The organism is Seonamhaeicola sp. NFXS20 (assembly GCF_049132085.1).
Lineage (GTDB): Bacteria > Bacteroidota > Bacteroidia > Flavobacteriales > Flavobacteriaceae > Seonamhaeicola.
In genome coordinates this window covers 70,156-95,869 of the sequence record NZ_JAFMPU010000007.1, presented here as the reverse complement: position 1 = coordinate 95,869, position 25,714 = coordinate 70,156, and the positions used below count along the sequence as shown (strand labels likewise).

The following is a 25,714-nucleotide window of genomic DNA, read 5'->3' as shown; positions in this document are numbered from 1 at the left end:
AATTTAAGGATTTCAAATGCGGGTTTCCGTAACAAGATTTAAAAAATATTAGATAAATTTTACCAACAAAACATATAACAAATGAAAACAGTTTTAGGACTAGATTTAGGTACCAACTCTATTGGTTGGGCTTTGGTGAAGCAAGATTTTGATAAAAAAGAAGGCGAAATTGAAGATTTAGGGGTGCGTATTATTCCTATGAGTGCTGATATATTAGGGAAGTTTGACGCTGGGCAATCACATTCTCAAACAGCAGAACGTACTACTTATAGAGGTGTTAGACGCTTATATCAACGAGACAATCTTAGAAGAGAACGTTTGCACCGTGTACTAAATATTTTAGGTTTTTTACCAAAACATTATGCTGATGCCATTGATTTTGAGAAAAAATTAGGACAATTTAAACCTGGTAAAGAAGTAAAACTTAATTATGCCTTAAACGATAAAGGAAAGCACGAATTTATTTTTAAAGCTTCTTTTAATGAGATGCTTAGCGAGTTTAAAACAGTTCAGCCTCGATTGTTTTATGAAAAAGAAAATGGTGAAGAAACTAAAATACCATACGATTGGACCTTGTATTATCTACGTAAAAAAGCCCTGTCTAAACCTTTGACTAAAGAGGAATTAGCTTGGGTTATTCTGAATTTTAATCAAAAACGAGGATATTACCAATTACGGGGAGAAGAGATTGAAACAGACGATACCAAGAAAGAAGAATACTATAATTTAAAAGTTGTAGACGTACAAGAAACTGAAGATAAAAACGCTAGAGGAACTTGGTATAATGTTATTCTTGAAAATAATTGGGTGTATAGACGTCAAAGCAAAGAGCCTTTAAATTCTTGGATTGGAAAAAACAAAGAGTTTATTGTTACTACACAATTAGAAAAAGATGGTTCTTTAAAACTTGATAAAGAAGGTAATGTAAAACGAAGTTTTAGAGCGGTAGATTCTGAAAAAGATTGGATTGCCATTAAAGCAAAAACAGAACAAGATATTGAGCAATCTAATAAAACAGTAGGAGAATACATTTATGAAAACTTGTTGAACAACCCTACCCAAAAGATTAGAGGAAAATTGGTGAAAACCATTGAACGTAAATTTTACAAGGATGAGTTCACCAAAATCATTACCAAGCAAATTGAACTTCAACCAGAACTTTTTACCGATGAATTGTATCAAAAATGCATTGAAGAACTTTATCCGAGAAATGAAGCACATAGAACAACGATTAAAGATAGAGGATTCAAATACTTATTCACCGATGATATTATTTTCTATCAGCGACCATTAAAAAGTCAAAAATCTACTATTGCAGAATGTCCTTTGGAATTCAGAGTTCACAAACAAAAAAATGAAGAAACGGGGGAAATCGAAGAAGTGAAAAAAGGCATAAAAGCTATATCAAAATCACATCCTGTATTCCAAGAATTCAGAATTTGGCAATGGTTACAAAATTTAAAAATCTACAATAAAGAGCAAATTAAAAACGGTGCATTAGCAGATGTTACCGATCAATTACTGCCAGATGAAGAGGCTTGGGTGGCGTTGTTCGACTTTTTAAATACTAAAAAAGAATTAGAACAAAAACAATTCATCGACTATTTTGTAAAAAAGAAGTTAATTGATAAAAAAGAAAAAGATCACTATCGATGGAATTACGTAGAAGATAAAAAATATCCTTTTGCTGAAACCAGAGCGCAATTCATCAGCCGTTTAAGTAAAGTGGAAGGAATACGTGATGTAGAGGCTTTTCTTGACGGAAAAACCAAAATGGGAAAAAAAGAGAAGAGTCCATATATGAGCCGAATGGAGCAATTATGGCACATTATTTATTCGGTAACGGATGTTAACGAGTTCAAATCTGCACTTGAAAAATTTGCTCAAAAACATGATTTAGATACAGAAAGTTTTGTTAAGAATTTTGAGAAGTTTCCACCATTTAAAAGTGATTACGGGAGTTATTCCCAAAAAGCCATTAACAAACTTTTACCTCTTATGCGTAGAGGAAAATATTGGGATGAAACGCTTATTTCTGATGATATAAAAAACCGTGCAGAAGCTATAATGGAGCGTGTCCATGCTTTGCCTTTAAAATCCGATTATTCCGATAAGGATTTAAAACAGGCTTTAGAAAATGTAAGTGATGATGATATTCCAAAACAACTGATAAAAAGCTTTGTTCCTTTTAAGGATAAAAACCCTACACAAGGATTAAACACCTATCAAGCCACATATTTGGTTTATGGAAGACATGCTGAACTTGGTGAAATTCAACAATGGAAACATTCTTTTGAAATAACAAAATACCTTAGAAAGTTTAAACAGCATTCTCTTCGAAACCCTATCGTGGAACAAGTAGTTACAGAAACCTTACGTGTTGTTAAAGATATTTGGGAGTATTATGCTGAGAAAAACAATATAGCATATACAGAGGTTTATGATGAACATCTCAAAAAAAATGTAAAAAGCTATCATTCCTTTTTTGATGAAATACACGTAGAGTTAGGTAGAGAAATGAAAAACCCAGCCGATAAACGTAAAAAAATATCGGAACGTAACAATGAAAATGAAAACACCAACTATCGTATAAGAGAGATTTTAAAAGATTTGATGAACGACTCTTCAATAGAAGGCGACATTAGAGATTACTCTCCAAGTCATCAAGAAATTTTAAAAATTTACGAAGAAGGTATTTATCAAAACCCTAACGCTAATTATTCAAAAGTAAGTGAAGATGAGATTTCTAAAATTAGAAAAAGTAATAATCCAACACTAAAGCAAATTCAACGGTATAAACTATGGTTGGAACAAGGTTATATTTCTCCTTATACAGGAAAACCCATCTCGCTTTCTAAATTATTTACTCACGAATATCAGATAGAGCATATTATTCCGCAATCAAGGTATTTTGATAATTCGATGAATAATAAAATTATTTGTGAAAGTGAGGTAAACGAAGATAAAGACAATAAAACGGCTTATGAATATTTAAGTCATAAGGGAGGAAATGTGGTTAACGGTCATAAATTGTTAACCCTTGAAGAATACGAATCTCATGTCAATCAATATTTTAAAAACAACAAAACAAAGCTTAAAAATTTATTAAGTGAAGATGTTCCGGAAGGTTTTATAAACAGACAATTAAACGATAGCCGTTACATCAGTAAGTTGGTAAAAGGCTTGTTGAGTAATATTGTACGTCAAGATGGCGAACAAGAAGCTACTTCCAAAAACTTAATTCCGGTAACAGGGGCAGTAACCTCTAAATTGAAAAACGATTGGGGCTTAAACGATAAGTGGAACGAAATCATTTTACCACGATTTGAACGCTTAAATAAGTTAACCCAATCAGATGATTTTACAACACTTAATACGAATGGTAAAACCATTCCAACTGTTCCAGATAAGCTTAGTAAAGGTTTTAATAAAAAGAGAATAGACCACCGTCATCATGCCTTAGATGCGCTTGTGGTAGCTTGTACTACCCGAGACCATACGCATTATTTAAGTGCTTTAAATGCAGAAAACAAAAATTATGGTTTAAGAGAAAAACTTTTAATTAAAAGCAATCAAGGCGATTATACCAAAACATTCCTGATGCCATGGGAAGGCTTTGCCACGGAAGTTAAAAACCAATTAGAAAAAGCCATAGTAAGTTTTAAACAAAACCTGCGTGTTATAAATAAGACCACAAATAAATTTTGGTCATACAAAGATAAAAACGGCAATTTAAATCTTGATAAAAACGGCAAGCCTGTAAAAAAACTTAGAAAACAAACTAAAGGCGATAGTTGGGCTATTAGAAAATCATTGCACAAAGAAACTGTATCAGGTCTTTATAATATTAAAACACCCAAAGGTAAAATAGCCACTGCTGTAAGAACGGCTTTGTTTGAAATCAAAAATGAAAAGCATTTGGCTAAAATAACAGATGAACGTATTAGGGATGTGATTTTGCCTAATCATTTAAACAATTATTTAGATGAAAAAGGACAACCTAAATACGACTTAGCTTTTAGTGAAGAAGGTATTGAAGATTTAAACAAAAACATCATTGCTTTAAATAATGGAAAAAAACATCAACCTATTTATAAGGTAAAGATGTATGAGGTTGGAAGTAAATTTCCAATTTCAGAAAACGACAAATCGGCCAAAAGCAAAAAATATGTAGAAGCGGCTAAAGGTACCAACCTCTTTTTTGCCGTTTATTGGGATGACAAAAAACAAAAAAGAAATTTTGAAACCATCCCTTTAAATGAAGTGATTGCCCATCAAAAACAAGTGGCGCATTTACCTAAAACAGAGCGGTTGCCCATTCAGCCTAATCCGCAAAAAGGCACGTTTTTATTTACACTTTCTCCCAATGATTTGGTCTATGTGCCTACAGAAGAAGAACAAAACAATCCTAATTTAGTAGATTTTAATAAGCTTTCAGTAGAGCAAGCCAATAGAATTTATAAAATAGTAAGTTTTAGTAAAACTAGATTGTATGCAGTACCAATGTTTGTTGCAAAAACAATTTATAATAAGTTTGAATACACTCAACTAAATAAAATTGAATTGATAGGAGAGAAAAACATACTTATAAAACTCAAAGTCGACCGATTAGGAAACATTTCAAAAGCCTAAGGATTATGATCAAACGCACCCTATTTTTTAGCAATCCAGCCTATTTAAGTACCCAGAACGAGCAGATGGTGGTGAGTTTCCCAGAGGACGATAAGCCCGAAGCTACCATCCCCATAGAAGATTTGGGCTATGTGGTGCTGGAGCATCCGCAAATTACAGTGACCAATGGTTTGCTCATGAAACTGCTACACAATAAAACGGCTGTGATTACCTGCGACAGGCAACATTTGCCCAACGGCTTCTTGCAGCCATTGGTAGGGCATAGTGAGCAGACCGAGCGGATGCGGTATCAATTAAACGCCAGTGTGCCTTTAAAAAAACAATTGTGGCAACAAACCGTTATTGCCAAAATTCATAACCAAGCCAACCACTTTTTAGCCAGGGGCAAAAATACCCTTAGGCTAAAACGTTATGCCAATGCGGTAAACAGTGGCGATTTGGGTAACCAAGAAGCCTTGGCGGCGGCCTTTTATTTTCAAAATCTGTTTGATATTGAGGGGTTTAGTAGAAACCAAAAGGGTATAGCGCCCAACAACCTACTTAATTATGGTTACGCTATATTAAGGGCGGTAACAGCCAGAGCGTTGGTAAGTAGTGGTTTGCTACCCAGTGTGGGTATTTTTCATAGCAATAAGTATAACGCTTTTTGTTTAGCTGATGATGTTATGGAACCTTACCGCCCTTTTGTAGATGCGGTAGTGTATAATATTGTAGATAGTGGCTGCCAGATTGAAGAACTGAACAAAAACATTAAATCAGACCTCTTAATGATGCCAGCTATAGATGTAATAATTGATGGCAAGCAAAGTCCACTTATGAATGCTATGAGTCGTACCACAGCAAGTTTGTATGAATGCTTTGTAGGTAGTCGCAGAAAAATACTGTATCCGGAGTTTACAAGCAGTTTGCAGGCAAGGGATGTATCATAAGCAAATGGCATATGGAATCCTATCTTACTCGATTAAACCAATATAGAAGCATGTGGGTATTAGTATTTTTTGATTTACCAACAGAAACGCTTACGGAGCGCAAGGTCGCATCGCGCTTTAGGAAAAATTTGTTGGACGACGGATTCAATATGTTTCAGTTTAGCATTTATATGCGGTTTTGCCCCAGCAGAGAAAATGCCGCAGTACATATTAAGCGCACTAAAAACGCCTTACCAAAAAAAGGCAAGGTCTGTATTATGCAGATTACCGATAAACAATTTGGTATGATGGAACTATTTCATGGTAAAAAAGAAGTAGAACCCGAGACACCCAACCAACAATTAGAGCTTTTCTAAGAGTTCTATTAAGCCTGTCAAAATCTTCTGGAGCCTTATCAATTGTCATACTAAGCCTGCCCAGATTGAACCTATCACACTGAGCCAGTCAGACTGAGCCTGTCGAAGTCCTGTCGAAATACTGTCAGACTGAGCTTGTCGAAGTCCTATAGAAGCCTACAAAAAACCCAATTAGAAATAAAAAACAAGATATTAAAGCTTAAATAACGTTTTACTTGGCGTTAAAAAAGTAAAATCTAATGATGTGGTTAAAAAACAGGATACCAGCCTATTACAGCAAGTATCCTGTGAATCATCCATAAATTTAAAGAACTGAAAGCAATTCACAACAAACTAGCTATGGAGGGTAAATACGAATTGCCTGTGAATCATCCATAAATTTAAAGAACTGAAAGCAATTCACAACTAGGCGCGTTTGGCTATGTTGGCTTCGTCTCCTGTGAATCATCCATAAATTTAAAGAACTGAAAGCAATTCACAACCAGGGGTATTTAAACCGAAAATGGGATGCTCCTGTGAATCATCCATAAATTTAAAGAACTGAAAGCAATTCACAACCAACGTGGCCACAATTTGAACACGCTCCCACCTGTGAATCATCCATAAATTTAAAGAACTGAAAGCAATTCACAACCATAACACTGCATCCCTTCATAACGTCTGCCTGTGAATCATCCATAAATTTAAAGAACTGAAAGCAATTCACAACATAAAAGTAAGTACCAAAGCCGAAAAACCTCCTGTGAATCATCCATAAATTTAAAGAACTGAAAGCAATTCACAACAATACAACTTTTGATGATATTACAGAGTGGCCTGTGAATCATCCATAAATTTAAAGAACTGAAAGCAATTCACAACATAGCCCTGTGATGCATAGTAAAATTCCAACCTGTGAATCATCCATAAATTTAAAGAACTGAAAGCAATTCACAACTACTGTGCTTGCCACCGTGTACATGGTGTGCCTGTGAATCATCCATAAATTTAAAGAACTGAAAGCAATTCACAACCTTGTTTTTATTACTTCCTCTTTTAATTCTCCTGTGAATCATCCATAAATTTAAAGAACTGAAAGCAATTCACAACCTTATCCAACCTCTAACGTTATAAATTACTCCTGTGAATCATCCATAAATTTAAAGAACTGAAAGCAATTCACAACCTTCTTCCAGGACTTCTATTTGTTGCGAACCTGTGAATCATCCATAAATTTAAAGAACTGAAAGCAATTCACAACCTAAGTCTTCCTGCATTTCCATAAAGATAGCCTGTGAATCATCCATAAATTTAAAGAACTGAAAGCAATTCACAACATTAGTTGGTTACATTAAGCCTCTCTCTCCCTGTGAATCATCCATAAATTTAAAGAACTGAAAGCAATTCACAACGGACTTGCCTAACAGCCTCAGACTCAGCCTCCTGTGAATCATCCATAAATTTAAAGAACTGAAAGCAATTCACAACCTATCAACTACTACTATATTTGGGTTACTTCCTGTGAATCATCCATAAATTTAAAGAACTGAAAGCAATTCACAACTGAATTTTGCAGCTTCGTTATATTCTTCCACCTGTGAATCATCCATAAATTTAAAGAACTGAAAGCAATTCACAACTTCTTCTAAATTCATAATTAAAAATTAATTCCTGTGAATCATCCATAAATTTAAAGAACTGAAAGCAATTCACAACAAATCATCTTGTAGCTCATGGAATACTGAACCTGTGAATCATCCATAAATTTAAAGAACTGAAAGCAATTCACAACACAACACTGGCTATAATTAATAGCTTTTAACCTGTGAATCATCCATAAATTTAAAGAACTGAAAGCAATTCACAACTTAAACCTCTTAATCGTTTACCGCCAGATTCCTGTGAATCATCCATAAATTTAAAGAACTGAAAGCAATTCACAACAACAGAAGGACTAAGTATTGCAGGAGATTTCCTGTGAATCATCCATAAATTTAAAGAACTGAAAGCAATTCACAACTGGTTATGACAGTAAAATACACTTAATTTTCCTGTGAATCATCCATAAATTTAAAGAACTGAAAGCAATTCACAACACGCAGGAATTACATACTTAGATAATTCCACCTGTGAATCATCCATAAATTTAAAGAACTGAAAGCAATTCACAACCAACTAAATCTTGAACAATAGAACAAAATTCCTGTGAATCATCCATAAATTTAAAGAACTGAAAGCAATTCACAACGAAGATGATTCACTAGATAATACATTATTTCCTGTGAATCATCCATAAATTTAAAGAACTGAAAGCAATTCACAACCGAGGTACAATTAAAAATTCATCAAGTTTTCCTGTGAATCATCCATAAATTTAAAGAACTGAAAGCAATTCACAACGCTAAATCACATTGTAAACTAATAATGAACCTGTGAATCATCCATAAATTTAAAGAACTGAAAGCAATTCACAACGGTTTCTGTGTTTGGGTTTTGACTAAATTCCCTGTGAATCATCCATAAATTTAAAGAACTGAAAGCAATTCACAACACTAGTGTAAATGGACTGTTTGGCATGTCTCCTGTGAATCATCCATAAATTTAAAGAACTGAAAGCAATTCACAACCAACGAACGGCAGGCACACTTAAACCACCTCCTGTGAATCATCCATAAATTTAAAGAACTGAAAGCAATTCACAACTGGTAAGCCCAGTAAAACAAATATGGAAAGCCTGTGAATCATCCATAAATTTAAAGAACTGAAAGCAATTCACAACAATACGTCTAAATAAATAAATACTATACTCCTGTGAATCATCCATAAATTTAAAGAACTGAAAGCAATTCACAACTGGTATTTATATCATTGGAACGAATTTAGTCCTGTGAATCATCCATAAATTTAAAGAACTGAAAGCAATTCACAACAATACGTCTAAATAAATAAATAAATACTATACTTCCTGTGAATCATCCATAAATTTAAAGAACTGAAAGCAATTCACAACGCGAAGATTTATAATCTTTGTGAAAATGGACCTGTGAATCATCCATAAATTTAAAGAACTGAAAGCAATTCACAACTAATCTTATTACCTTCTTTATCTGTATCCCCCTGTGAATCATCCATAAATTTAAAGAACTGAAAGCAATTCACAACTCATTTTCATTTTATAATTCAATTAATATTCCTGTGAATCATCCATAAATTTAAAGAACTGAAAGCAATTCACAACTGATATACAAATGCATCTTGAGAGTAACGACCTGTGAATCATCCATAAATTTAAAGAACTGAAAGCAATTCACAACGGTCAACGTACTGCGTATAATTCCAGCTTCCTGTGAATCATCCATAAATTTAAAGAACTGAAAGCAATTCACAACGCATTATATTTATAATAGACAGCTATATTACCTGTGAATCATCCATAAATTTAAAGAACTGACCGAGCGCAGCGACCGATGAACACATTAGTTTAAAATAGGATTGGTGAATAAAGCAATTCGCAACTGTATTCTATTGCTTTAGATTTTTAAAATACCTTTAAATTTATTAAAGGTAAAGGGAGTTTGGATATTTTTTAACATAAAAAAATAAAATTAAGCTATCAATAAAGGAGCTATTAAAGCTCCTTTATTTATTATAAACTATTGAATATTAAAATCATTTAATTATCAATTTTCTTGCTGCTGTTTTATTATTTTCGGTAACTCTTAAAACATAAACTCCAGTAGTTAAATTGCTTACATTAATACTTTGTTTGTTATTAATAGTTTTGTTTAAAACTAATGCCCCGAGGATATTGTATAATTTTACTTCTTTAGATGCGTTGCTATTAGCAGAAGAAATGGTGAATTTATTATTTCTAACAGGGTTAGGGTAAATGCTAAATCCTTCTATTTCGTTGTTTTTAACAGAAAGAGGATCTCCTACTTGTAAATACCTAGAAGCAGATTCAACTACATAACCATCAACTAAAACATAAATAGTATAGTCATATCCCATATTGTCTGAAACGGGTAAGCTAAAAGAACCATTTCCTGTAAGTGTAGTTAAGTCTGCTATTTTTAAATCATTAGCCCAAATTTCTGCAGCGTCTGCTGTATTATCTATATGGTAATTAATAGTTACACTACCAGTTCCGTTAGGGTATTGAGCATCGTTACTAGGAGAAGTAATGCTTGGGTTTGGAAACAAGTCTGGTTCAGCAATTATATTAAAGTAACTTAAAGCAAAATCTTCATCTTCTTCGGTTAAACCTTCAAAAACAATTTGAAAGTATAATTTTTCTCCAGCACCTCCAGAGTTATATATTACTGCATCAAAATCTTGCATTTCATCTGTTAATATAGTTCCGTCTCCAACACCATCAAAATTGGTATCAAGTTGCGGAGCCGTATCTGTACCAGAACCTGTAAAAACAAAAATATTTTGCCATACACCATTATCAATTTTGTATTGAAAAGTAACTTTATCGTCGTTGGCATCCCAATCTTCTCCAACATTTGCATCGTCTTCTGCTGCAGCAAAAGCTACAGTAAGTTCATTTACACCACTAATATCTATAGGATTATAGGATAATATATGCGGTGCAGCATTAAGTTGTTGAGCACCAAAAAAGTGAACGCCGGCTCTATCAACATCAACATCGGCTTCATTTTGTGAGGTGACACCAAAATATGATTTAGAATTGTTAAAATAATCACCTGTTGTTATATAATTAGGTGTAGGGTCAAATTCAAAATTATCAATAACAAAAGCGTGTTGCGCAAAAGTTAAAGACGTGATAAATAAGGCCGTAGCCGTTAAGTAGGTTTTTTTCATGTTTAATATTATTTGTTATAGTTTTGGGACTATAAAAATAAAAAAAAACAAAAAAAAAGCCCAACCTTTACGGTTGGGCTTTTATTATTATTTAAGGTATAGATTATTCGTTACCAGCAGAAAGATTTTTCATTTCTTTTTCAATCATATCATAGAACTGATCGATTTTTGGTAATACAACTACACGTGTACGTCTGTTTTTTGCTCTGTTTTCAGCAGTATCATTATCAACTAAAGGTACATATTCTGCACGTCCTGCTGCAATAAGTTGTTTTGGGTTTACACCTAAATCTTGTAACACTCTAATAATAGATGTAGAACGTTTAACACTTAAATCCCAGTTATCTAATAAAGGCTCTTTTCTGTAAGGTACGTTATCTGTATGACCTTCAATCATAGCTTCAAATTCTGGTTTGCTGTTTATTACTTTTGCAACTTTAGCTAAAACATCTTTTGCTTTTGAAGTTACAATATAGCTACCGCTTTTAAATAATAATTTATCTGCAATAGAAATAAATACAACACCTTTTTCAACATTTACTTCAATATCTGGGTCATTGATTCCAACTTCACGTTTTAAGCTAGTTACTAAAGCTAAAGTAACACTATCTTTTTTAGTTAAAGCATCTTGAAGACGATTAATTTTAAGTTCCTTTTCTTTTATGCTTTCAAGCGTTTTTTCAATACTACTAGCACTTTTACTCGATAACATTTGTAAGTTTTCATTATTCTTACGTAAGTCTGCAATTTGCTCTTCTAAAGCTTCTGCTCTTGCTGATGACGATGCTTTTTCCTCTAAACAAGAGTTTAGTTTAACGGTAGCAGAGTTTAATAAATCTTGAGTTTCTTTTTGTTTTTCTTGTAGTGCAGTGTATTCTTTTTTAGAAACACATGAGCTTAATACTAATAGAGATGATAAGCTTAATAATAAAAGTTTTTTCATAATAGGTTGTAAGAAAATTACACGGATTAATTTTATCTAAATTTCTAATACAAAAATATGTAAAAAACCACGTAAATTACTAATGTTAACAAAACTTTTGCGTTCTAATTATAAACTGTTGAATTTTGTCTTTTTATTTACGAAATAATCAACAACTATAGAGGTTCTTTGATAATGTTTTATAGTGTTTTTTAAGGTTTTTCGTTTTTGTAGTAGTTGTTTTAAGTTTAAGTAAAAATTTACGTGCGCTTTTATAATAGCAAATGTGTGTTGTGGTTTTATTTCTAATAAAAATTTAAGTCCTGCAACACCATCTAAAATAAGGCGTACTAAAATAATGTAAAATAAATTTTTGCTAGCATTTTTAGTGAGCATAAATAAACTATTTCTAAAATTAAGAAATGTTTTTTGTGGGTTGGAGTTTTTTAAAGTAGCGCCGCCAACATGATATACTTTAGAGTTTCCAACATAAAGCACTTTATAGCCTAGGTTTTTTGCCCGCCAACAAAGATCTATTTCTTCCATATGCGCAAAAAAGGTGGCATCAAATCCATTAAGCTTATTAAAAACTTGGTTTCTTATAAATAAACAAGCCCCAGAAGCCCAAAATATTTCAGTAGTGTCGTTGTATTGGTTGTTATCTTTTTCAATGGTATTAAAAATTCTACCACGACAATACGGATAGCCGTATTTATCAATAAAACCGCCTGCAGCTCCAGCATATTCAAAATAGTTTTTTTGCTTGTAATCTAGTATTTTAGGCTGAATAATTGCAGTGTTGGGGGCTTCTTTAAAGGTTTTTAAAATTGGGGTTAACCAATTTTTAGTAACTTCAATATCACTATTTAGCAGGCAGAAAATATCTTCATTCAAATGTTTTAAAGCATCATTGTAGCCCTTAGCGTAACCACCATTTTCTTTATTTTGAATGATTTTAATTGCTGGATAATTGACTTTTAAAAAGGCAACAGAATCATCAGTTGATGCATTATCTGCTACATAAATGGTTGCTTCTTTAGAATGTGTAATAACCGAAGGTAAAAATTGTTCTAACAACGTTTTTCCATTCCAATTTAATATAACTACGGCTATTTTCATTTTGAGTAACTAGGTATATCTCTTAAAAAATTATAACACTCTTTTTCAAAATCCATTTGACAATAATAATGATTTAATCCGTTGGTTACCATTAAATAGCTAGCATTTAAAACCAAGTTATATCTCGCAATTTGGTCAAAAGTACCTTGCTTAATTTCAATATTAGGCGCTTTACATTCTACTATTAAATGAATGCTTCCATCGGTATTAAAAACTACAATATCATAGCGTTTTTTTAAGTTATTTATTATCAATTCTTTTTCAACATTAATTAACGATTTTGGGTAGCTTTTTTCATTAATTAAAAATTGAACACAGTGTTGACGCACCCATTCTTCGGGTTGTAAAATCACAAACTTTTTACGAATGCAATCGAAAATAGAAATTTTATTTTCGTTACTTTTGAAACGAAACGAATATGTAGAAAAATTAAGTTTTTGCACTACGCAAATTTGGTGAAATTTTTTTAATGGACGAAGTCAAACAATTAGTATCCGATATAAAAAACAAAAAGTTAAAACCCATTTATTTTTTAATGGGAGAAGAACCTTATTATATAGATAAGATTTCTGATTTTATTGAAAATAATGTTTTAGCTGAAGAAGAACGAGGATTTAACCAAATGGTTTTGTATGGTCGTGATGTTACTGTTGAAGATATTGTAGGTAACGCCAAGAGATTTCCTATGATGGCAGAACACCAAGTGGTTATAGTTAAAGAAGCTCAAGACCTTTCTAGAACCATTGAAAAATTAGCCACTTATGCCGATAATCCGCAACCTACTACGGTTTTAGTTATTAATTATAAATATAAAAAAATAGATAAACGTAAAGCACTTTATAAGGCCTTAAAAAAGAAAGGCGTTGTTTTTGAAAGTAAAAAGCTTTATGAAAATCAAGTAGCCGATTGGATTAGGCGTGTTTTATCACCCAAAGGATACGCTATTACTCCTAAAGCAGCTCAAATGTTGGTGGAGTTTTTGGGTACAGACTTAAGTAAAATAAACAATGAATTAGAAAAACTACAAATTATTTTACCAAAAGAAACGCAAATATCTCCAGAACATATAGAAGAAAACATAGGTATAAGTAAAGATTTTAATAATTTTGAATTACGCAAAGCTATAGGGGAGAAGAACGCTGTAAAAGCGTATAGAATAGTTAATTATTTTGCAGAAAACCCCAAAGATAACCCCATGGTTGTCACAGTATCGTTATTATTTAATTTCTTTTCACAACTACTACAATTTCATGGGTTGAAAGATAAATCGCCTAGAAATGTAGCTTCTGCTCTAAAAATAAATCCATATTTTGTAAACGAATATATAACAGCAGCAAGAAACTACCCCATGCGAAAAGTAAGTGCAGTAGTGGCAACTTTAAGAAAATTTGATGTAAAAAGTAAAGGTGTTAGCGCTAATGCTGTTCCGCAAGGCGATTTACTAAAAGAACTACTTTCTATTATTTTAAACTAGTTATAAATAAGCCGAAACAGTTAATACAATCATGGTAAAAATTATTAGAATAATTACCAATGGCATTACAAATTTCAGCCACCTATCATAACCAACTTTAACAATTGCTAATGATGCTAAAATTAATCCGGTAGGATTTATAAAGGCAAATAAACCCATACCGTATTGGTAAGCATTAACTATTAGCTCTCTACCAATGCCTACACCATCGGCAAGCGGAGACATTATAGGCATGGTTAAAACGGCCATTCCAGATGATGATGGAATAAAAAAGGATAGTCCGCCATATATGTATAACATGGTGTTTATAAAAATACCCTTATTCATACCATTTGTAGCAGTACTAGCATAATACAGCATGGTGTCGCTAATTTGACCATCATCCATAAGTACCGAAACACCTCTGGCAATACCAATAATAATAGCAACCCCCAATAAATCACCAGCACCCTTAACAAAAATGTCAACGAAAGTATACTCTTTTATTTGCCCAATAATTCCAATTAAAATAGCCCCAACAAAAAAGACAGCAATCATTTCTTCAAACCACCAACCTAAAAGAGATACACCCGCTACCATGACAATAAAGCACAAAGCAAATACCGTTAAAATAATGGTTAATTTAGGGGTTAGCTTTATTGAAGTACTCATGTTTTTTTTAAATAAGGCTTCTATCTCTTCTTTCTTATCATATATTACAGATTTTGTAGGATCATTTTTTACACGTTTAGCATATCTTAAAATATAAATAATACAAATTGTTAAGCCAATAACCCACATAACAATTCTTGCAGTTAAACCTGTAGTCCAGTTAATTCCAGCAGCATCAGAGGCTATAATAGCACTAAAAGGATTTACAGTAGAGCACATAGTACCTATTGAAGAACCTATATATATACAACCTAAAGCTACCATCGCATCATATTTGGCAGCTAAAAAAATAGGGATTAAAATAGGGTAGAAGGCAATTGTTTCTTCGGCAAGCCCAAAGGTTGTTCCTCCTAAAGCAATAAGCGTGGTAACTAAAATAATTAAAACATATTCATGTCCCTTTAAAGTAATGGCAAGCCATGATATACCAGCATCAAAGGCTCCTGTGTGATTCATGATTCCTATTAAACCACCAATAAAAAGTACAAGAAAAATAATATTAGACGCTTCAATAATACCTTTTATAGGAGATTTTATAAAAGCTACAATTCCTTGTGGGGTAGCTTCTACTTTTTTATAAGTGTTGGGTATACTAATAGGCTTCCAAATATCACCATTTGTAAATTTTTCAAGGGGAATTTTAATTTCTAATTGTTTTAAGGTTTCTGAAGAAGCCTCTAATATTTCTGTTTTACCTAAACTTGTTCTAATAAATTGATTTTTAGATTTATTATAGGTTAAAGTGTCAAATTTACCAGAAGGAACTATCCATGTAAGAAGAGCTGTTAATGCAGCAATAATTAATAAAATTGTTTGTGCTGTAGGAAACTTTAATTTTTTCAATCTAAAATATTTTTATTTCCCCCGAAGATAATATTATTTTAGTTTCGTTTTTCAAATAAATGATATGAATGTAGATATACACCAAAGTTGGAAACCCTATTTAGAACCTGAGTTTAAAAAACCTTACTTTAAAGCCTTAGTTGATTTTGTAAAGTTTGAATATAAAAATTATACTTGTTACCCTCCTGGTAAAAAGATTTTTAATGCGTTTAATTATTGTCATTTTAATGATGTAAAAGTGGTAATTATTGGACAAGACCCATATCATGGTCCAGGGCAAGCTAACGGATTGTGTTTCTCAGTACATGATGGTATTGCACACCCACCATCACTAATTAATATTTTTAAAGAAATTGAAAGTGATTTAGGGGTTCCTTATCCAAAAAGTGGTGATTTACAACGGTGGTCTAAACAAGGTGTTTTGTTATTAAATGCTACATTAACTGTGAGAGCAAATAATGCCGGGAGCCATCAAAAACAAGGTTGGGAAACGTTTACAGATGCAGTGATAAAAATAATTAGTGAGCATAAAAGCGATGTTGTTTTTATGCTTTGGGGAGGATTTGCTAAACAGAAAGCGAAATTAATTGATGCTTCAAAACATCATGTGTTAACTTCAGGTCACCCATCCCCATTAAGTGCAAATAGAGGGTATTGGTTTGGGAATAGGCACTTTACTAAAGCTAATACTTTTATTAAAAGTATTGGAAAAATACCAATAAAATGGTGATTAACTTCCTGTTGGAGCTAATTCTTCAGAATTTCTTAACGAAATTTGAGGGTTCAATACAACAATAGGCTTTTTGTTAGATTTGGATGTTTTCTTTGTCTTGTTTATACTAAATTTTAGTAATAAAAAATTTATACCAACAAGTAAAGAAATAATTAGAGTAATTGTTAATAACATAGGCATTGGGGTTTTTGCTGGTAAAAATACATTATTTATCGTTTAAATGCGATTTAAACCTGTCTTAGTTAATTTTAAAACAAAATTATTAAAAAAAATACTACAAAACAATGCGTACTTCTACTTATTCTTGTTTTTTAATAAATGCTTAATATTTACTTAATATTTAATGCAAACTGATAATTTTTTAAGAGCAAAATTATTTAATTAATATGTATGTATTTGTTGAAATAAATTTATTTTTGACGAAAACCAAAATAAATGGAAACAGTTAATTGGGTTACAGCAAAAGAGTATGAAGATATAACTTATAAAAAGTGTAATGGTGTTGCTAGAATAGCATTTAATAGACCTAATGTACGTAACGCTTTTAGGCCTAAAACAACTAGTGAACTTTATGACGCCTTTTATGATGCCAATGAAGATGTAAATATAGGTGTTGTATTATTATCTGCCGAAGGGCCATCTACTAAAGATGGCGTTTATTCATTTTGTAGTGGTGGCGATCAAAAGGCTAGAGGTCATCAAGGTTATGTAGGTGAAGATGGGTATCATCGTTTAAACATTTTAGAAGTACAACGTTTAATTCGTTTTATGCCTAAAGTAGTAATAGCAGTTGTTCCGGGTTGGGCAGTTGGTGGCGGACATAGTTTACATGTAGTTTGCGATTTAACGCTTGCCAGTAAAGAGCATGCTATTTTTAAACAAACCGATGCTGATGTTACTAGTTTTGACGGAGGTTATGGGTCGGCGTATTTGGCTAAAATGGTAGGGCAAAAAAAAGCTAGAGAGATTTTCTTTTTAGGTAGAAATTATTCTGCTCAAGAAGCGTTTGAAATGGGTATGGTAAACGCTGTTATACCCCATGATAAGCTTGAAAATACAGCTTATGAATGGGCACAAGAAATATTAGCAAAATCTCCAACATCTATCAAAATGCTTAAATTTGCAATGAATTTAACTGATGATGGTATGGTAGGACAGCAAGTTTTTGCTGGTGAAGCCACCAGATTAGCTTATATGACAGATGAAGCCAAAGAAGGGCGCAATGCATTTTTAGAAAAAAGAGCGCCTAACTTTGAAAAAAAATGGATTCCATAATATGAAGCGTTTTTCTGTTTGGATTTCAGCAATGCGTCTTCGTACGCTTCCTTTATCAATTTCTGGAATCATAATAGCGTCTTGTTTAGCGGCTTACAATGGTTATTTTAGTTGGTTAATATTTATTTTGGCAATAGCTACAACATTGAGTTTACAAATTCTGTCAAATTTAGCTAATGATTATGGAGACGGCGTAAAAGGTACCGATAATGACGAAAGAATTGGTCCCGATAGAGCTATTCAATCTGGTGAAATTTCTCCTAAAGAAATGTTTAACGCAATTAAAATAAATGTTTTAATAACCATTGCGTTGGCGGTGTCTTTAATATTTGCATCCTTTGGAGTTGAGTATTTTTTATTAACAATGCTATTTTTTGCTTTAGGAGTTTTATGTGTTATGGCTGCTATACGCTATACAGTTGGAAGTAACGCATACGGCTATAGGGGCTTAGGAGATTTATTTGTGTTTTTGTTTTTTGGCTTGGTAAGTGTTTGCGGTTGTTATGTGTTGTATGCAAAAACCATACATCATGTTACATTATTACCAGCTTGTGTTATAGGTTTGTTAAGTGCAGCTGTATTAAACTTAAATAATATGCGTGATATTGTTTCAGATGAAAAATCTAACAAAATTACTTTGGCCGTTAAGTTAGGTCAAAAACGTGTAAAGTATTATCATTTTTTCCTAATAATCTCAGCTATTGTTTTATCTAGCTTTTTTGGAATATTATATTATACTTCTCCTTTTAATTTAATTTTTATACCAGCCTATATTCCGCTAATACTTCATTTAAAAAAAGTTAATAAAAACACCAATCCTAAACTATTAGATCCTGAATTAAAAAAAATAGCTTTAACAACTTTTTTTATGGCAATTCTAATGGGAATAGGACATTTAATGTAAAATTATTTTGTACTTTTCTGTGTAAAAATTAAACTTTTAAAAAATGAAAATTACATTTTTAGGTCATGCTAGTTTTAGTATTAAAATACAAGATGTTAATATTCTTGTAGATCCGTTTATTACAGGAAATCCATTAGCTTCTAAAATAAATATAAATACTCTAAAAGCAGACTATATTCTTGTAACGCATGCACATCAAGACCATATGTTAAATGTAGAAGCTATAGCCAAACGTACTGGGGCTAAAGTTATTTCAAATTATGAAATTGTAACCCATTTTGGTAATTTAGGTATTGAAGGACACCCAATGAATCATGGTGGTAAATGGGATTTTGAGTTTGGAACCGTAAAATATGTTAATGCTATACATACCTCTTCTTTTCCAGATGGAAGTTATGGTGGGCAACCCGGTGGTTTTGTAATAGAAGGAGAGCACAAAAATATTTATATAGCTGGCGATACGGCATTAACTTTTGATATGAAATTAATACCCATGCAAACTAAATTAGATTTGGCCATTTTGCCAATAGGAGACAATTTTACTATGGGTATTGATGATGCTATTGTAGCAAGTGATTTTGTTGAATGTGATAAAGTTTTAGGCTGTCATTTTGATACCTTTGGTTATATTGAAATAGACCATGATACAGCTAAAAGAAAATTTTTTGAAAAAGGAAAAGACCTCATGCTTCTTAACATAGGAGAGTTTATAGAATTGTAAATGATTAAAGCTTCATATAAAAAGTACATTTTAAATTTTAAACAAGCTAGTGGCACCTCTCGTGGTATTTTAAAAACTAAAGAAACTTGGTTTCTTATTTTAAAATTAAACGAAACACAAGGTATAGGTGAGTGCGGACTTTTTAGAGGACTCTCTGCAGATGACAGACCAGATTACGAAGAAAAACTCAAATGGGTTTGTAAAAATATAAATCTACCATTAAAGCACTTATTATCTGAATTAATTGAATTTCCTAGCATTCAATTTGGGTTAGAAATGGCTTTTAAATCTTTAATGGCTCAAGATCAATTTGAGTTATTTCCGTCCAAATTTACGCAAAGCGAAGACAGTATTCCTATAAATGGTTTAATTTGGATGGGCTCTGAGACATTCATGAAACAGCAAATTGAAGAAAAAATTAATGCGGGTTTTACTTGTATTAAAATGAAAATTGGAGCCATAGATTTTCAAACCGAGTGTAATTTATTAAAATCTATTCGTCAATCATTCACTTCAAACGAAATTGAACTTAGAGTTGATGCTAACGGTGCTTTTACACCTTCCAAAGCTTTAGATAAATTAAAAATACTATCAGAATTCAATTTACATTCCATAGAGCAACCAATAAAACAAGGGCAAATAGAAGATATGGCAAAACTTTGTGAGCAAACCCCTTTGCCAATAGCTTTAGATGAAGAATTAATAGGCATTTTTTCTGTAACAGAAAAGCGTAAATTAATACAAACTATAAATCCGCAATTCATAATATTAAAACCTAGTTTAGTAGGTGGTTTTGCTGGAAGTGATGAATGGATTAATATTGCAGAACAAAATAAAATAGGTTGGTGGATTACCAGCGCATTAGAGAGTAATATTGGGTTAAATGCTATAGCGCAATATACTTATATAAAGCAGAGCAAGTTACCACAAGGTTTGGGCACCGGAAGTTTATTTACAAACAATTTTGATAGCCCATTACAAGTAAAAAATGGTAACTTGCGCTATAATAAAAAGCAAACTTGGAATTTTGATCTTTTAACTTAAAATTATTAGAATGTATATAGCTCAGGCGTTTAATATTTTACATGATTGGTGGCGGTATATAGTAGGTATTATAATTATTGCTATTGCTGTAGTTGTGGGACAAATACCTTTTACAGTAGCGGTTTTTGCTAAGGCCTATAGCAATGGAGAGGGAATGACCAATTTAGATGAGTCTAAATTACTATCACTTTTAGAACCCAATTTAAGTTTGTTTTTAATGCTTTTATCATTTGCAGTTGGTTTAGTAGCTGTATTATTGGTTGCAAAGTATTTGCATAAACAAAACTTAACACACTTAACCACAAGCAGAAAAAAGATTGATTGGAAACGCTTTTGGTTTGTTTTTATTTTATGGGGGGTAATTTCTAGTAGTTTTATAGTAGGTGAATATTTTGTGTCGCCTGAAGATTATCAACTTAACTTTAAGTTAGTGCCATTTTTAATTCTTTGTGTTATAGCCATAGTCATGGTGCCTTTACAAACAAGTTTTGAAGAGTATTTGTTCCGAGGTTATTTAATGCAAGGTATAGGGGTTATTGTTAAAAATAAATGGGTGCCCCTAATTATAACATCAACCGTTTTTGGCTTACTTCATATAGCTAACCCTGAGGTAGAAAAATTAGGCTATGTAATTATGGTGTATTACATTGGTACAGGTTTGTTTTTAGGGATAATAACTCTTATGGATGAAGGTATGGAATTAGCACTTGGCTTTCATGCAGCCAACAATTTATTTACAGCCCTTTTAGTAACTGCCGATTGGACAGCATTTCAAACACATTCAGTATTAAAAGACATGTCAGACCCTGGGAAAATAGGTTTTATGGAAATTTTCTTCCCTGTTTTTGTGGTGTTTCCTATATTGCTTTTTATTCTTTCTAAAAAATATAAATGGACCAATTGGAAAGATAAATTATTTGGAAGCGTAACGCCTCCACCAAGTGAAGATTACAAAATTTTAGAATAAATATATGATACCAGATTATACCAAAGTTCATAATAGATTTAAGTTAGAGCGTCATCATTACTCTTATGATGACCTAATGGAAGTAGCCTACAGTTATGTAAAAGAAGGTGAACCTTATCAAGAAGAATTAGGTAATTTTTTGTTAGATTGGTTAGATAATAAAGATTATGTTGTTGTAAATACTTCAGGATCTACCGGAAAACCTAAAAAACTAAAAATTAAAAAACAAGCTATGGTAAATTCTGCTATAGCAACAGGAGATTTCTTTAATTTATCTCCAGGTAAAAAGGTTTTAAACTGTTTGCCTTCTAACTTTATAGCTGGTAAAATGATGATTGTTAGAGCCATTATTTTAGGCTTAGAGTTAGATATGGTTAGACCTTCTGTAAGCCCAAGAATAGATTTACATAAAGACTATGATTTTTGTGCTTTTACACCCATGCAACTTAAAAATTTTGCTAAGCATTTAAAATCTTTAAAAACGGCTATTGTTGGCGGTGGACGTGTTTCAGACCATATTAAAGCATTAGTTCAAGATAAGAAAACGCAGGTTTATGAAACTTTTGGAATGACAGAAACGGTTTCTCATATTGCCGTTAGAAAGTTGAATAATTTTACAGGTGAACCCACAGAGAAGTATTTTAAAACGCTTCCAGGTGTTACCGTTTCAAAAGATGATCGTAATTGCTTAGTAATAGAAGCTCCTAACTTAACTAGCGAAAAGGTAGTTACAAATGATATTGTTGAAATTTATTCTGATACAACATTTAACTGGTTAGGTAGATATGATAATGTGATTATTTCTGGAGGAATTAATTTATACCCAGAGCAGATAGAAATGAAGTTAAGAGGAAAAATTAAGGAAGAATTTTTTATTGGTTCTTTACATGATGATACTCTGGGAGATAAGTTAATTATGGTAATTGAAGGTGAAGAAAAAACCATAGATAAATCAATAGATAAATCAATTTTCAATGTGTTAGATAAATATGAAGTGCCTAAAGAAGTATATTATTTACCAGAGTTTGCTAAAACCTTGTCAGGTAAAATTCATCGTAAAAAAACTTTAGAATTATTGAAAAAATAATTGTGTTTTCAGATAAAATTAAAAACACAAATACATCAAAACGTTTAGCAGTAAAACTAAACGCTAAAGGAGAGCAGTTTGTAACCAAAAATCATCCATGGGTATTTTCTAACAGTATTGTTAAAATTAATGATGAAGCAACTACTGGAGATTTAGCCATTATTTTTAGTAAACGGAAAAACAAAGTTATTGGCTTGGGTTTATATGATGCAAACTCACCAATAAGAATAAAAATGATGCATTTTGAAGCAGCTGAAATCAATGCATCTTTCTTTTTAAATAAAATTGAACAAGCTTTTCAAAAACGATTACCGCTGTTAGAAACTAATACTAATAGTTATAGATTGATTTTTGGCGAAAATGATGGTTTCCCTGGGCTTATTGCCGATGTTTATAATTACGTTTTAGTTGTAAAATTATACTCTGAAATTTGGTTGCCTTATTTAGAAACAGTTTTAAATTCTTTACAAAAAGTATCAAAGGCAGAAACTATAGTAATGCGCTTAAGCAGAACCTTACAACAGTCTAAAAATCATCAATTAAAAGATGGTGATGTTGTGTTCGGAACTCTAGAAAATGACGTAGTAGCCTTTGTAGAACACGGTGTTAAATTTTCAGCAAACGTCATTAAAGGTCATAAAACAGGGTATTTTTTAGATCATAGATACAACAGAAAAAAGGTTGGAGAATTCAGTAAAAATAAAACCGTTTTAGATGTGTTCTCTTATGCTGGCGGATTTTCAGTACATGCATTATACAACGGTGCTAAAGAAGTTACCAGTTTAGATATAAGCAAACAAGCCTTAGAAATTGCTTATGAAAATGGAAAGTTAAATAATTATAGTGGTAAACATTTTACAATTGCGGGTGATGCTTTTGTTGAATTAAAAAAGCTAATAAATAATAATAAAACGTTTGATGTAGTTGTTATAGACCCACCAAGTTTTGCAAAACAACAAACAGAAATAGAGTTAGCAAAAAAGAAATACGCTCAATTAGCCCAATTAGGTGCCCAATTAACGGCTAAAAACGGACTGTTGGTTTTAGCTTCTTGTTCATCAAGGGTATTGGCTCAATCTTTTTTTGATATTAATCTTCAAACTTTACAAACACAAAAAAGGGCATTTAAAAATATTTTAAATACCCTTCATGATGTAGACCATCCCGTTTCTTTTCCAGAAGGCGCTTATTTAAAATGTGCGTATTATCGCTTTAAAAATTAAATAAAGTCTCCTTTTTCGTTGGTTTTAACGGTTAATATTTCGTCTTTACTTTTAATTTTTACTTTATATTCTTTTCTTACGGTATTGCTATTGCTTTGATATTTAACTACATACACATCTTCAATAATTCCGAAATCTGGGTATTGTTTAGCAATGGCTTGCATAACAGATAGTGGTAATCTTACGTTGTCATACTTTTCAATAGTTTTAATTATTTTTCCATTTTTATCATAAGAAGCTATGATGTTACAATTATCAACATAAAAAGAAACATTAACAACATCTTTATCAGTATCGCATAAATCAGAAATTGCTTTGTTGTTATAATTTAGAACAGTTTCTTCTAATTTTTTAACACGTAGAGGCTCATTTTCTATTTCTAAAGCTTCTAGATATTCATAATTTAAAGAAATAAAAGTGTCTGGTAATTCAATAGTTTGTGAATTCATTTGAAAGCTTATTACTAACAAAAACAAACCAATAATAGAGTTTTTCATGGCAGAGTAGTTTATAATAAATTGATGTATCAAAATTAACTATGCATGCATAATATAAAAATGATAAATGTCATGTTTTCAGTTATTTATAAAGTAATCATATAATAATAGATTAACTAACTGATTATTAGTTGTTATGCATGCATAATATTTTTATATTTGTATAAATCCTTAATATAATGTCTAAAACGTTAACCGAATTACTTAAAATTAAGTATCCTATAATTCAGGCTCCCATGTTTTTAGTATCTAATGTAGATATGGTAAAAGAAGCCATGAAAAGTGGTATTGCAGGTTGTATTCCTGCTTTAAATTATAGAACATTAGAAGAGTTACGTTTAGCCATTAAAACACTTAAAAATGAAAAAGTTGAAGGAGGGTCTTTTGGATTTAATTTAATAGTTAATAAATCAAACATTAAATACAAAGCACAGTTAGAAGTTATTTGTGAAGAAGGCTGCGATTTTATTATAACCTCTTTAGGTAGCCCAGAAGAAACCATTAAACAAGCTCATAAAGCAGGTATTAAAGTATTTTGTGATGTTGTAGATTTAAAATTTGCAAAAAAAGTTGAAGCATTAGGTGCAGATGCTATAATAGCAGTTAATAATGAAGCTGGCGGGCATAGAGGCAATATATCACCTAAAGCATTAATTACTCAATTAGTTGCTAATTGCCATATCCCTATAATTTCAGCAGGTGGTGTTGGGTGTAAAGCCGATATTGATAAAATGCTTAGTTATGGTGCTGCAGGTGTATCGGTTGGTAGTCCGTTTATAGCATCGGTTGAAGCCCAAGTTACAGATGAATACAAACAAGCTTGTGTTGATTATGGTGCAGAAGATATTGTAATGACAGAGCGTATTTCAGGCACACCTTGTACCGTAATCAATACGCCTTATGTGAAAAAAATAGGTACTAAAGCCACATGGATTGAAAACCTACTTAATAAAAACAGAACATTAAAAAAGTGGGTTAAAATGATTCGTTTTTCAATAGGCATGAATGCCACTAAAAACGCAGCTACCAAAGTTACCTATAAAACAGTTTGGGTTGCTGGCCCCAGTATAGAGCATACCAAGGCCATTTTGCCAACTAAAGAGATTGTTAAAAAGCTAGTAATTTAGCAGTGCTTGTTTACGCTTTTTAGCTTTATTTTTACCAACAAAAAGACTTAGAGTTACAGTAGCTGTTAATCCACCAAGAGATGTTGCAGCCATATCACCAGCATCAAACCTGTTGTATTCTTCGGTACTATCAATAACTTCTTTAGCTACACCTGCCAAAGTAGAGGCTCCTAAACTATACCAAAAAGCTTTCTTTTTATCTTTTGTAGAAGTATATACAATGGTATAAGTGCCAGCAGATATTACCGCTCCTGCAGCAAAATGGTACTCGCCATCATTTGAAATAAATTGCGCTTCACATAAGCCTGTGAATGATAAAATTATAACAGTTACTAAAATTTTCATAAAAGGTTGGTTTGGTTAATCAGCAGTAATTTTATTAAAAAATGTAATACAACCCT

General features: G+C 32.0%; 20 protein-coding genes and 1 CRISPR repeat array. Of the genes, 13 read left to right on the top strand and 7 right to left on the bottom strand.

Translation table 11 applies throughout. The features are described from left to right. The first annotated feature begins 81 nt into the window (after positions 1 to 81). The 3 genes from cas9 to cas2 are packed head-to-tail and all read left to right on the top strand — an operon-like array spanning position 82 to position 5,917. A complete protein-coding gene (gene cas9, locus J1D01_RS11400) occupies positions 82 to 4,632 on the top strand; it encodes a type II CRISPR RNA-guided endonuclease Cas9 (protein ID WP_421150896.1) in 4,551 nt (1,516 codons plus the stop codon). A 5-nt stretch (positions 4,633 to 4,637) separates the two neighbouring features. Next, positions 4,638 to 5,561: a type II CRISPR-associated endonuclease Cas1 gene (cas1, locus tag J1D01_RS11395; protein WP_421150895.1), complete on the top strand. Its 924-nt coding sequence runs from the start codon at positions 4,638 to 4,640 to the stop codon at positions 5,559 to 5,561. Positions 5,562 to 5,572: 11 nt separating this feature from the next. After that, positions 5,573 to 5,917, top strand: a complete 345-nt coding sequence (gene cas2, locus J1D01_RS11390; RefSeq protein WP_421150894.1) for a CRISPR-associated endonuclease Cas2 — start codon at positions 5,573 to 5,575, stop codon at positions 5,915 to 5,917. 284 nt (positions 5,918 to 6,201) lie between these two features. Continuing rightward, positions 6,202 to 9,285: direct repeats of the CRISPR family, unit length 46 nt; unit sequence CCTGTGAATCATCCATAAATTTAAAGAACTGAAAGCAATTCACAAC. Between the two features lie 280 nt (positions 9,286 to 9,565). On the opposite strand, the gene J1D01_RS11385 is transcribed toward cas2, so the two are convergent. From J1D01_RS11385 to J1D01_RS11370, 4 genes are all read right to left on the bottom strand, one after another. Continuing rightward, positions 9,566 to 10,726, bottom strand: a complete 1,161-nt coding sequence (locus J1D01_RS11385) for a T9SS type A sorting domain-containing protein (protein ID WP_421150893.1) — start codon at positions 10,724 to 10,726, stop codon at positions 9,566 to 9,568. A 103-nt stretch (positions 10,727 to 10,829) separates the two neighbouring features. Next, positions 10,830 to 11,669, bottom strand: coding sequence for an OmpA/MotB family protein (locus J1D01_RS11380; protein ID WP_372937132.1), 840 nt, complete (start codon positions 11,667 to 11,669; stop codon positions 10,830 to 10,832). Positions 11,670 to 11,777: 108 nt separating this feature from the next. After that, the gene (locus J1D01_RS11375) at positions 11,778 to 12,767 is read right to left on the bottom strand and encodes a glycosyltransferase family 2 protein (protein WP_421150892.1); all 990 of its coding nucleotides are present in this window, start codon (positions 12,765 to 12,767) and stop codon (positions 11,778 to 11,780) included. After that, entirely contained in the window at positions 12,764 to 13,210 is a 447-nt protein-coding gene (locus J1D01_RS11370; RefSeq protein WP_421150891.1) for a type I restriction enzyme HsdR N-terminal domain-containing protein, read from the bottom strand. The genes J1D01_RS11375 and J1D01_RS11370 overlap by 4 nt, the downstream gene beginning before the upstream one ends. A gap of 26 nt (positions 13,211 to 13,236) precedes the next feature. Between J1D01_RS11370 and holA the strand changes: the two genes are divergently transcribed. After that, the gene (holA, locus tag J1D01_RS11365; RefSeq protein WP_421150890.1) at positions 13,237 to 14,241 is read left to right on the top strand and encodes a DNA polymerase III subunit delta; all 1,005 of its coding nucleotides are present in this window, start codon (positions 13,237 to 13,239) and stop codon (positions 14,239 to 14,241) included. Here the strand turns inward: holA and J1D01_RS11360 are convergent, their stop codons facing one another. Then, entirely contained in the window at positions 14,242 to 15,735 is a 1,494-nt protein-coding gene (locus J1D01_RS11360) for a YfcC family protein (RefSeq protein WP_421150889.1), read from the bottom strand. Positions 15,736 to 15,799: 64 nt separating this feature from the next. Here J1D01_RS11360 and ung point away from each other — a divergent pair, with 64 nt between their 5' ends. The 8 genes from ung (at position 15,800) to J1D01_RS11320 (ending at position 23,689) form a co-directional block, all read left to right on the top strand. Further along, entirely contained in the window at positions 15,800 to 16,465 is a 666-nt protein-coding gene (gene ung / locus J1D01_RS11355; RefSeq protein WP_372937128.1) for a uracil-DNA glycosylase, read from the top strand. A 438-nt stretch (positions 16,466 to 16,903) separates the two neighbouring features. Continuing rightward, positions 16,904 to 17,743 (top strand): 1,4-dihydroxy-2-naphthoyl-CoA synthase, encoded by an 840-nt coding sequence (locus J1D01_RS11350; RefSeq protein WP_421150888.1) that lies wholly within the window; start codon positions 16,904 to 16,906, stop codon positions 17,741 to 17,743. A 1-nt stretch (position 17,744) separates the two neighbouring features. Beyond that, positions 17,745 to 18,647 carry a 1,4-dihydroxy-2-naphthoate octaprenyltransferase gene (gene menA / locus J1D01_RS11345; protein ID WP_372937126.1) on the top strand — a complete coding sequence of 301 codons (903 nt, stop codon included), beginning with the start codon at positions 17,745 to 17,747 and terminating at the stop codon, positions 18,645 to 18,647. A 43-nt stretch (positions 18,648 to 18,690) separates the two neighbouring features. Then, on the top strand, positions 18,691 to 19,368 hold the full coding sequence (locus tag J1D01_RS11340; protein ID WP_421150887.1) for a metal-dependent hydrolase: 678 nt from the start codon (positions 18,691 to 18,693) through the stop codon (positions 19,366 to 19,368). Continuing rightward, positions 19,369 to 20,412: an o-succinylbenzoate synthase gene (locus tag J1D01_RS11335; RefSeq protein WP_421150886.1), complete on the top strand. Its 1,044-nt coding sequence runs from the start codon at positions 19,369 to 19,371 to the stop codon at positions 20,410 to 20,412. A 10-nt stretch (positions 20,413 to 20,422) separates the two neighbouring features. Beyond that, positions 20,423 to 21,379 carry a CPBP family intramembrane glutamic endopeptidase gene (locus tag J1D01_RS11330; RefSeq protein ID WP_372937123.1) on the top strand — a complete coding sequence of 319 codons (957 nt, stop codon included), beginning with the start codon at positions 20,423 to 20,425 and terminating at the stop codon, positions 21,377 to 21,379. A gap of 4 nt (positions 21,380 to 21,383) precedes the next feature. Further along, positions 21,384 to 22,466, top strand: coding sequence for an AMP-binding protein (locus J1D01_RS11325; RefSeq protein WP_421150885.1), 1,083 nt, complete (start codon positions 21,384 to 21,386; stop codon positions 22,464 to 22,466). Further along, positions 22,466 to 23,689 carry a class I SAM-dependent rRNA methyltransferase gene (locus tag J1D01_RS11320; protein ID WP_421150945.1) on the top strand — a complete coding sequence of 408 codons (1,224 nt, stop codon included), beginning with the start codon at positions 22,466 to 22,468 and terminating at the stop codon, positions 23,687 to 23,689. The genes J1D01_RS11325 and J1D01_RS11320 overlap by 1 nt, the downstream gene beginning before the upstream one ends. On the opposite strand, the gene J1D01_RS11315 is transcribed toward J1D01_RS11320, so the two are convergent. After that, positions 23,686 to 24,186 carry a nicotinate-nucleotide adenylyltransferase gene (locus J1D01_RS11315; protein WP_421150884.1) on the bottom strand — a complete coding sequence of 167 codons (501 nt, stop codon included), beginning with the start codon at positions 24,184 to 24,186 and terminating at the stop codon, positions 23,686 to 23,688. The two genes, J1D01_RS11320 and J1D01_RS11315, sit on opposite strands and share 4 nt — an antisense overlap. 179 nt (positions 24,187 to 24,365) lie before the next feature. Between J1D01_RS11315 and J1D01_RS11310 the strand changes: the two genes are divergently transcribed. Next, positions 24,366 to 25,313 carry an NAD(P)H-dependent flavin oxidoreductase gene (locus J1D01_RS11310; RefSeq protein ID WP_421150883.1) on the top strand — a complete coding sequence of 316 codons (948 nt, stop codon included), beginning with the start codon at positions 24,366 to 24,368 and terminating at the stop codon, positions 25,311 to 25,313. Here the strand turns inward: J1D01_RS11310 and J1D01_RS11305 are convergent. After that, positions 25,302 to 25,658: a hypothetical protein gene (locus J1D01_RS11305; RefSeq protein WP_421150882.1), complete on the bottom strand. Its 357-nt coding sequence runs from the start codon at positions 25,656 to 25,658 to the stop codon at positions 25,302 to 25,304. The genes J1D01_RS11310 and J1D01_RS11305 overlap by 12 nt on opposite strands. Positions 25,659 to 25,714 lie beyond the last annotated feature (56 nt).

Bases quoted from the DNA above. Each gene is read 5' to 3' on its own strand.
- cas1 (WP_421150895.1), top strand. From the start codon at position 4,638: ATGATCAAACGCACCCTATTTTTTAGCAATCCAGCCTATTTAAGTACC.
- J1D01_RS11325 (WP_421150885.1), top strand. From the start codon at position 21,384: ATGATACCAGATTATACCAAAGTTCATAATAGATTTAAGTTAGAGCGT.
- J1D01_RS11340 (WP_421150887.1), top strand. From the start codon at position 18,691: ATGAAAATTACATTTTTAGGTCATGCTAGTTTTAGTATTAAAATACAA.
- J1D01_RS11305 (WP_421150882.1), bottom strand. From the start codon at position 25,658: ATGAAAATTTTAGTAACTGTTATAATTTTATCATTCACAGGCTTATGT.
- cas9 (WP_421150896.1), top strand. From the start codon at position 82: ATGAAAACAGTTTTAGGACTAGATTTAGGTACCAACTCTATTGGTTGG.
- holA (WP_421150890.1), top strand. From the start codon at position 13,237: ATGGACGAAGTCAAACAATTAGTATCCGATATAAAAAACAAAAAGTTA.
- J1D01_RS11330 (WP_372937123.1), top strand. From the start codon at position 20,423: ATGTATATAGCTCAGGCGTTTAATATTTTACATGATTGGTGGCGGTAT.
- J1D01_RS11310 (WP_421150883.1), top strand. From the start codon at position 24,366: ATGTCTAAAACGTTAACCGAATTACTTAAAATTAAGTATCCTATAATT.
- ung (WP_372937128.1), top strand. From the start codon at position 15,800: ATGAATGTAGATATACACCAAAGTTGGAAACCCTATTTAGAACCTGAG.
- J1D01_RS11315 (WP_421150884.1), bottom strand. From the start codon at position 24,186: ATGAAAAACTCTATTATTGGTTTGTTTTTGTTAGTAATAAGCTTTCAA.
- J1D01_RS11385 (WP_421150893.1), bottom strand. From the start codon at position 10,726: ATGAAAAAAACCTACTTAACGGCTACGGCCTTATTTATCACGTCTTTA.
- menA (WP_372937126.1), top strand. From the start codon at position 17,745: ATGAAGCGTTTTTCTGTTTGGATTTCAGCAATGCGTCTTCGTACGCTT.
- J1D01_RS11350 (WP_421150888.1), top strand. From the start codon at position 16,904: ATGGAAACAGTTAATTGGGTTACAGCAAAAGAGTATGAAGATATAACT.
- J1D01_RS11380 (WP_372937132.1), bottom strand. From the start codon at position 11,669: ATGAAAAAACTTTTATTATTAAGCTTATCATCTCTATTAGTATTAAGC.
- cas2 (WP_421150894.1), top strand. From the start codon at position 5,573: ATGGAATCCTATCTTACTCGATTAAACCAATATAGAAGCATGTGGGTA.
- J1D01_RS11375 (WP_421150892.1), bottom strand. From the start codon at position 12,767: ATGAAAATAGCCGTAGTTATATTAAATTGGAATGGAAAAACGTTGTTA.
- J1D01_RS11335 (WP_421150886.1), top strand. From the start codon at position 19,369: ATGATTAAAGCTTCATATAAAAAGTACATTTTAAATTTTAAACAAGCT.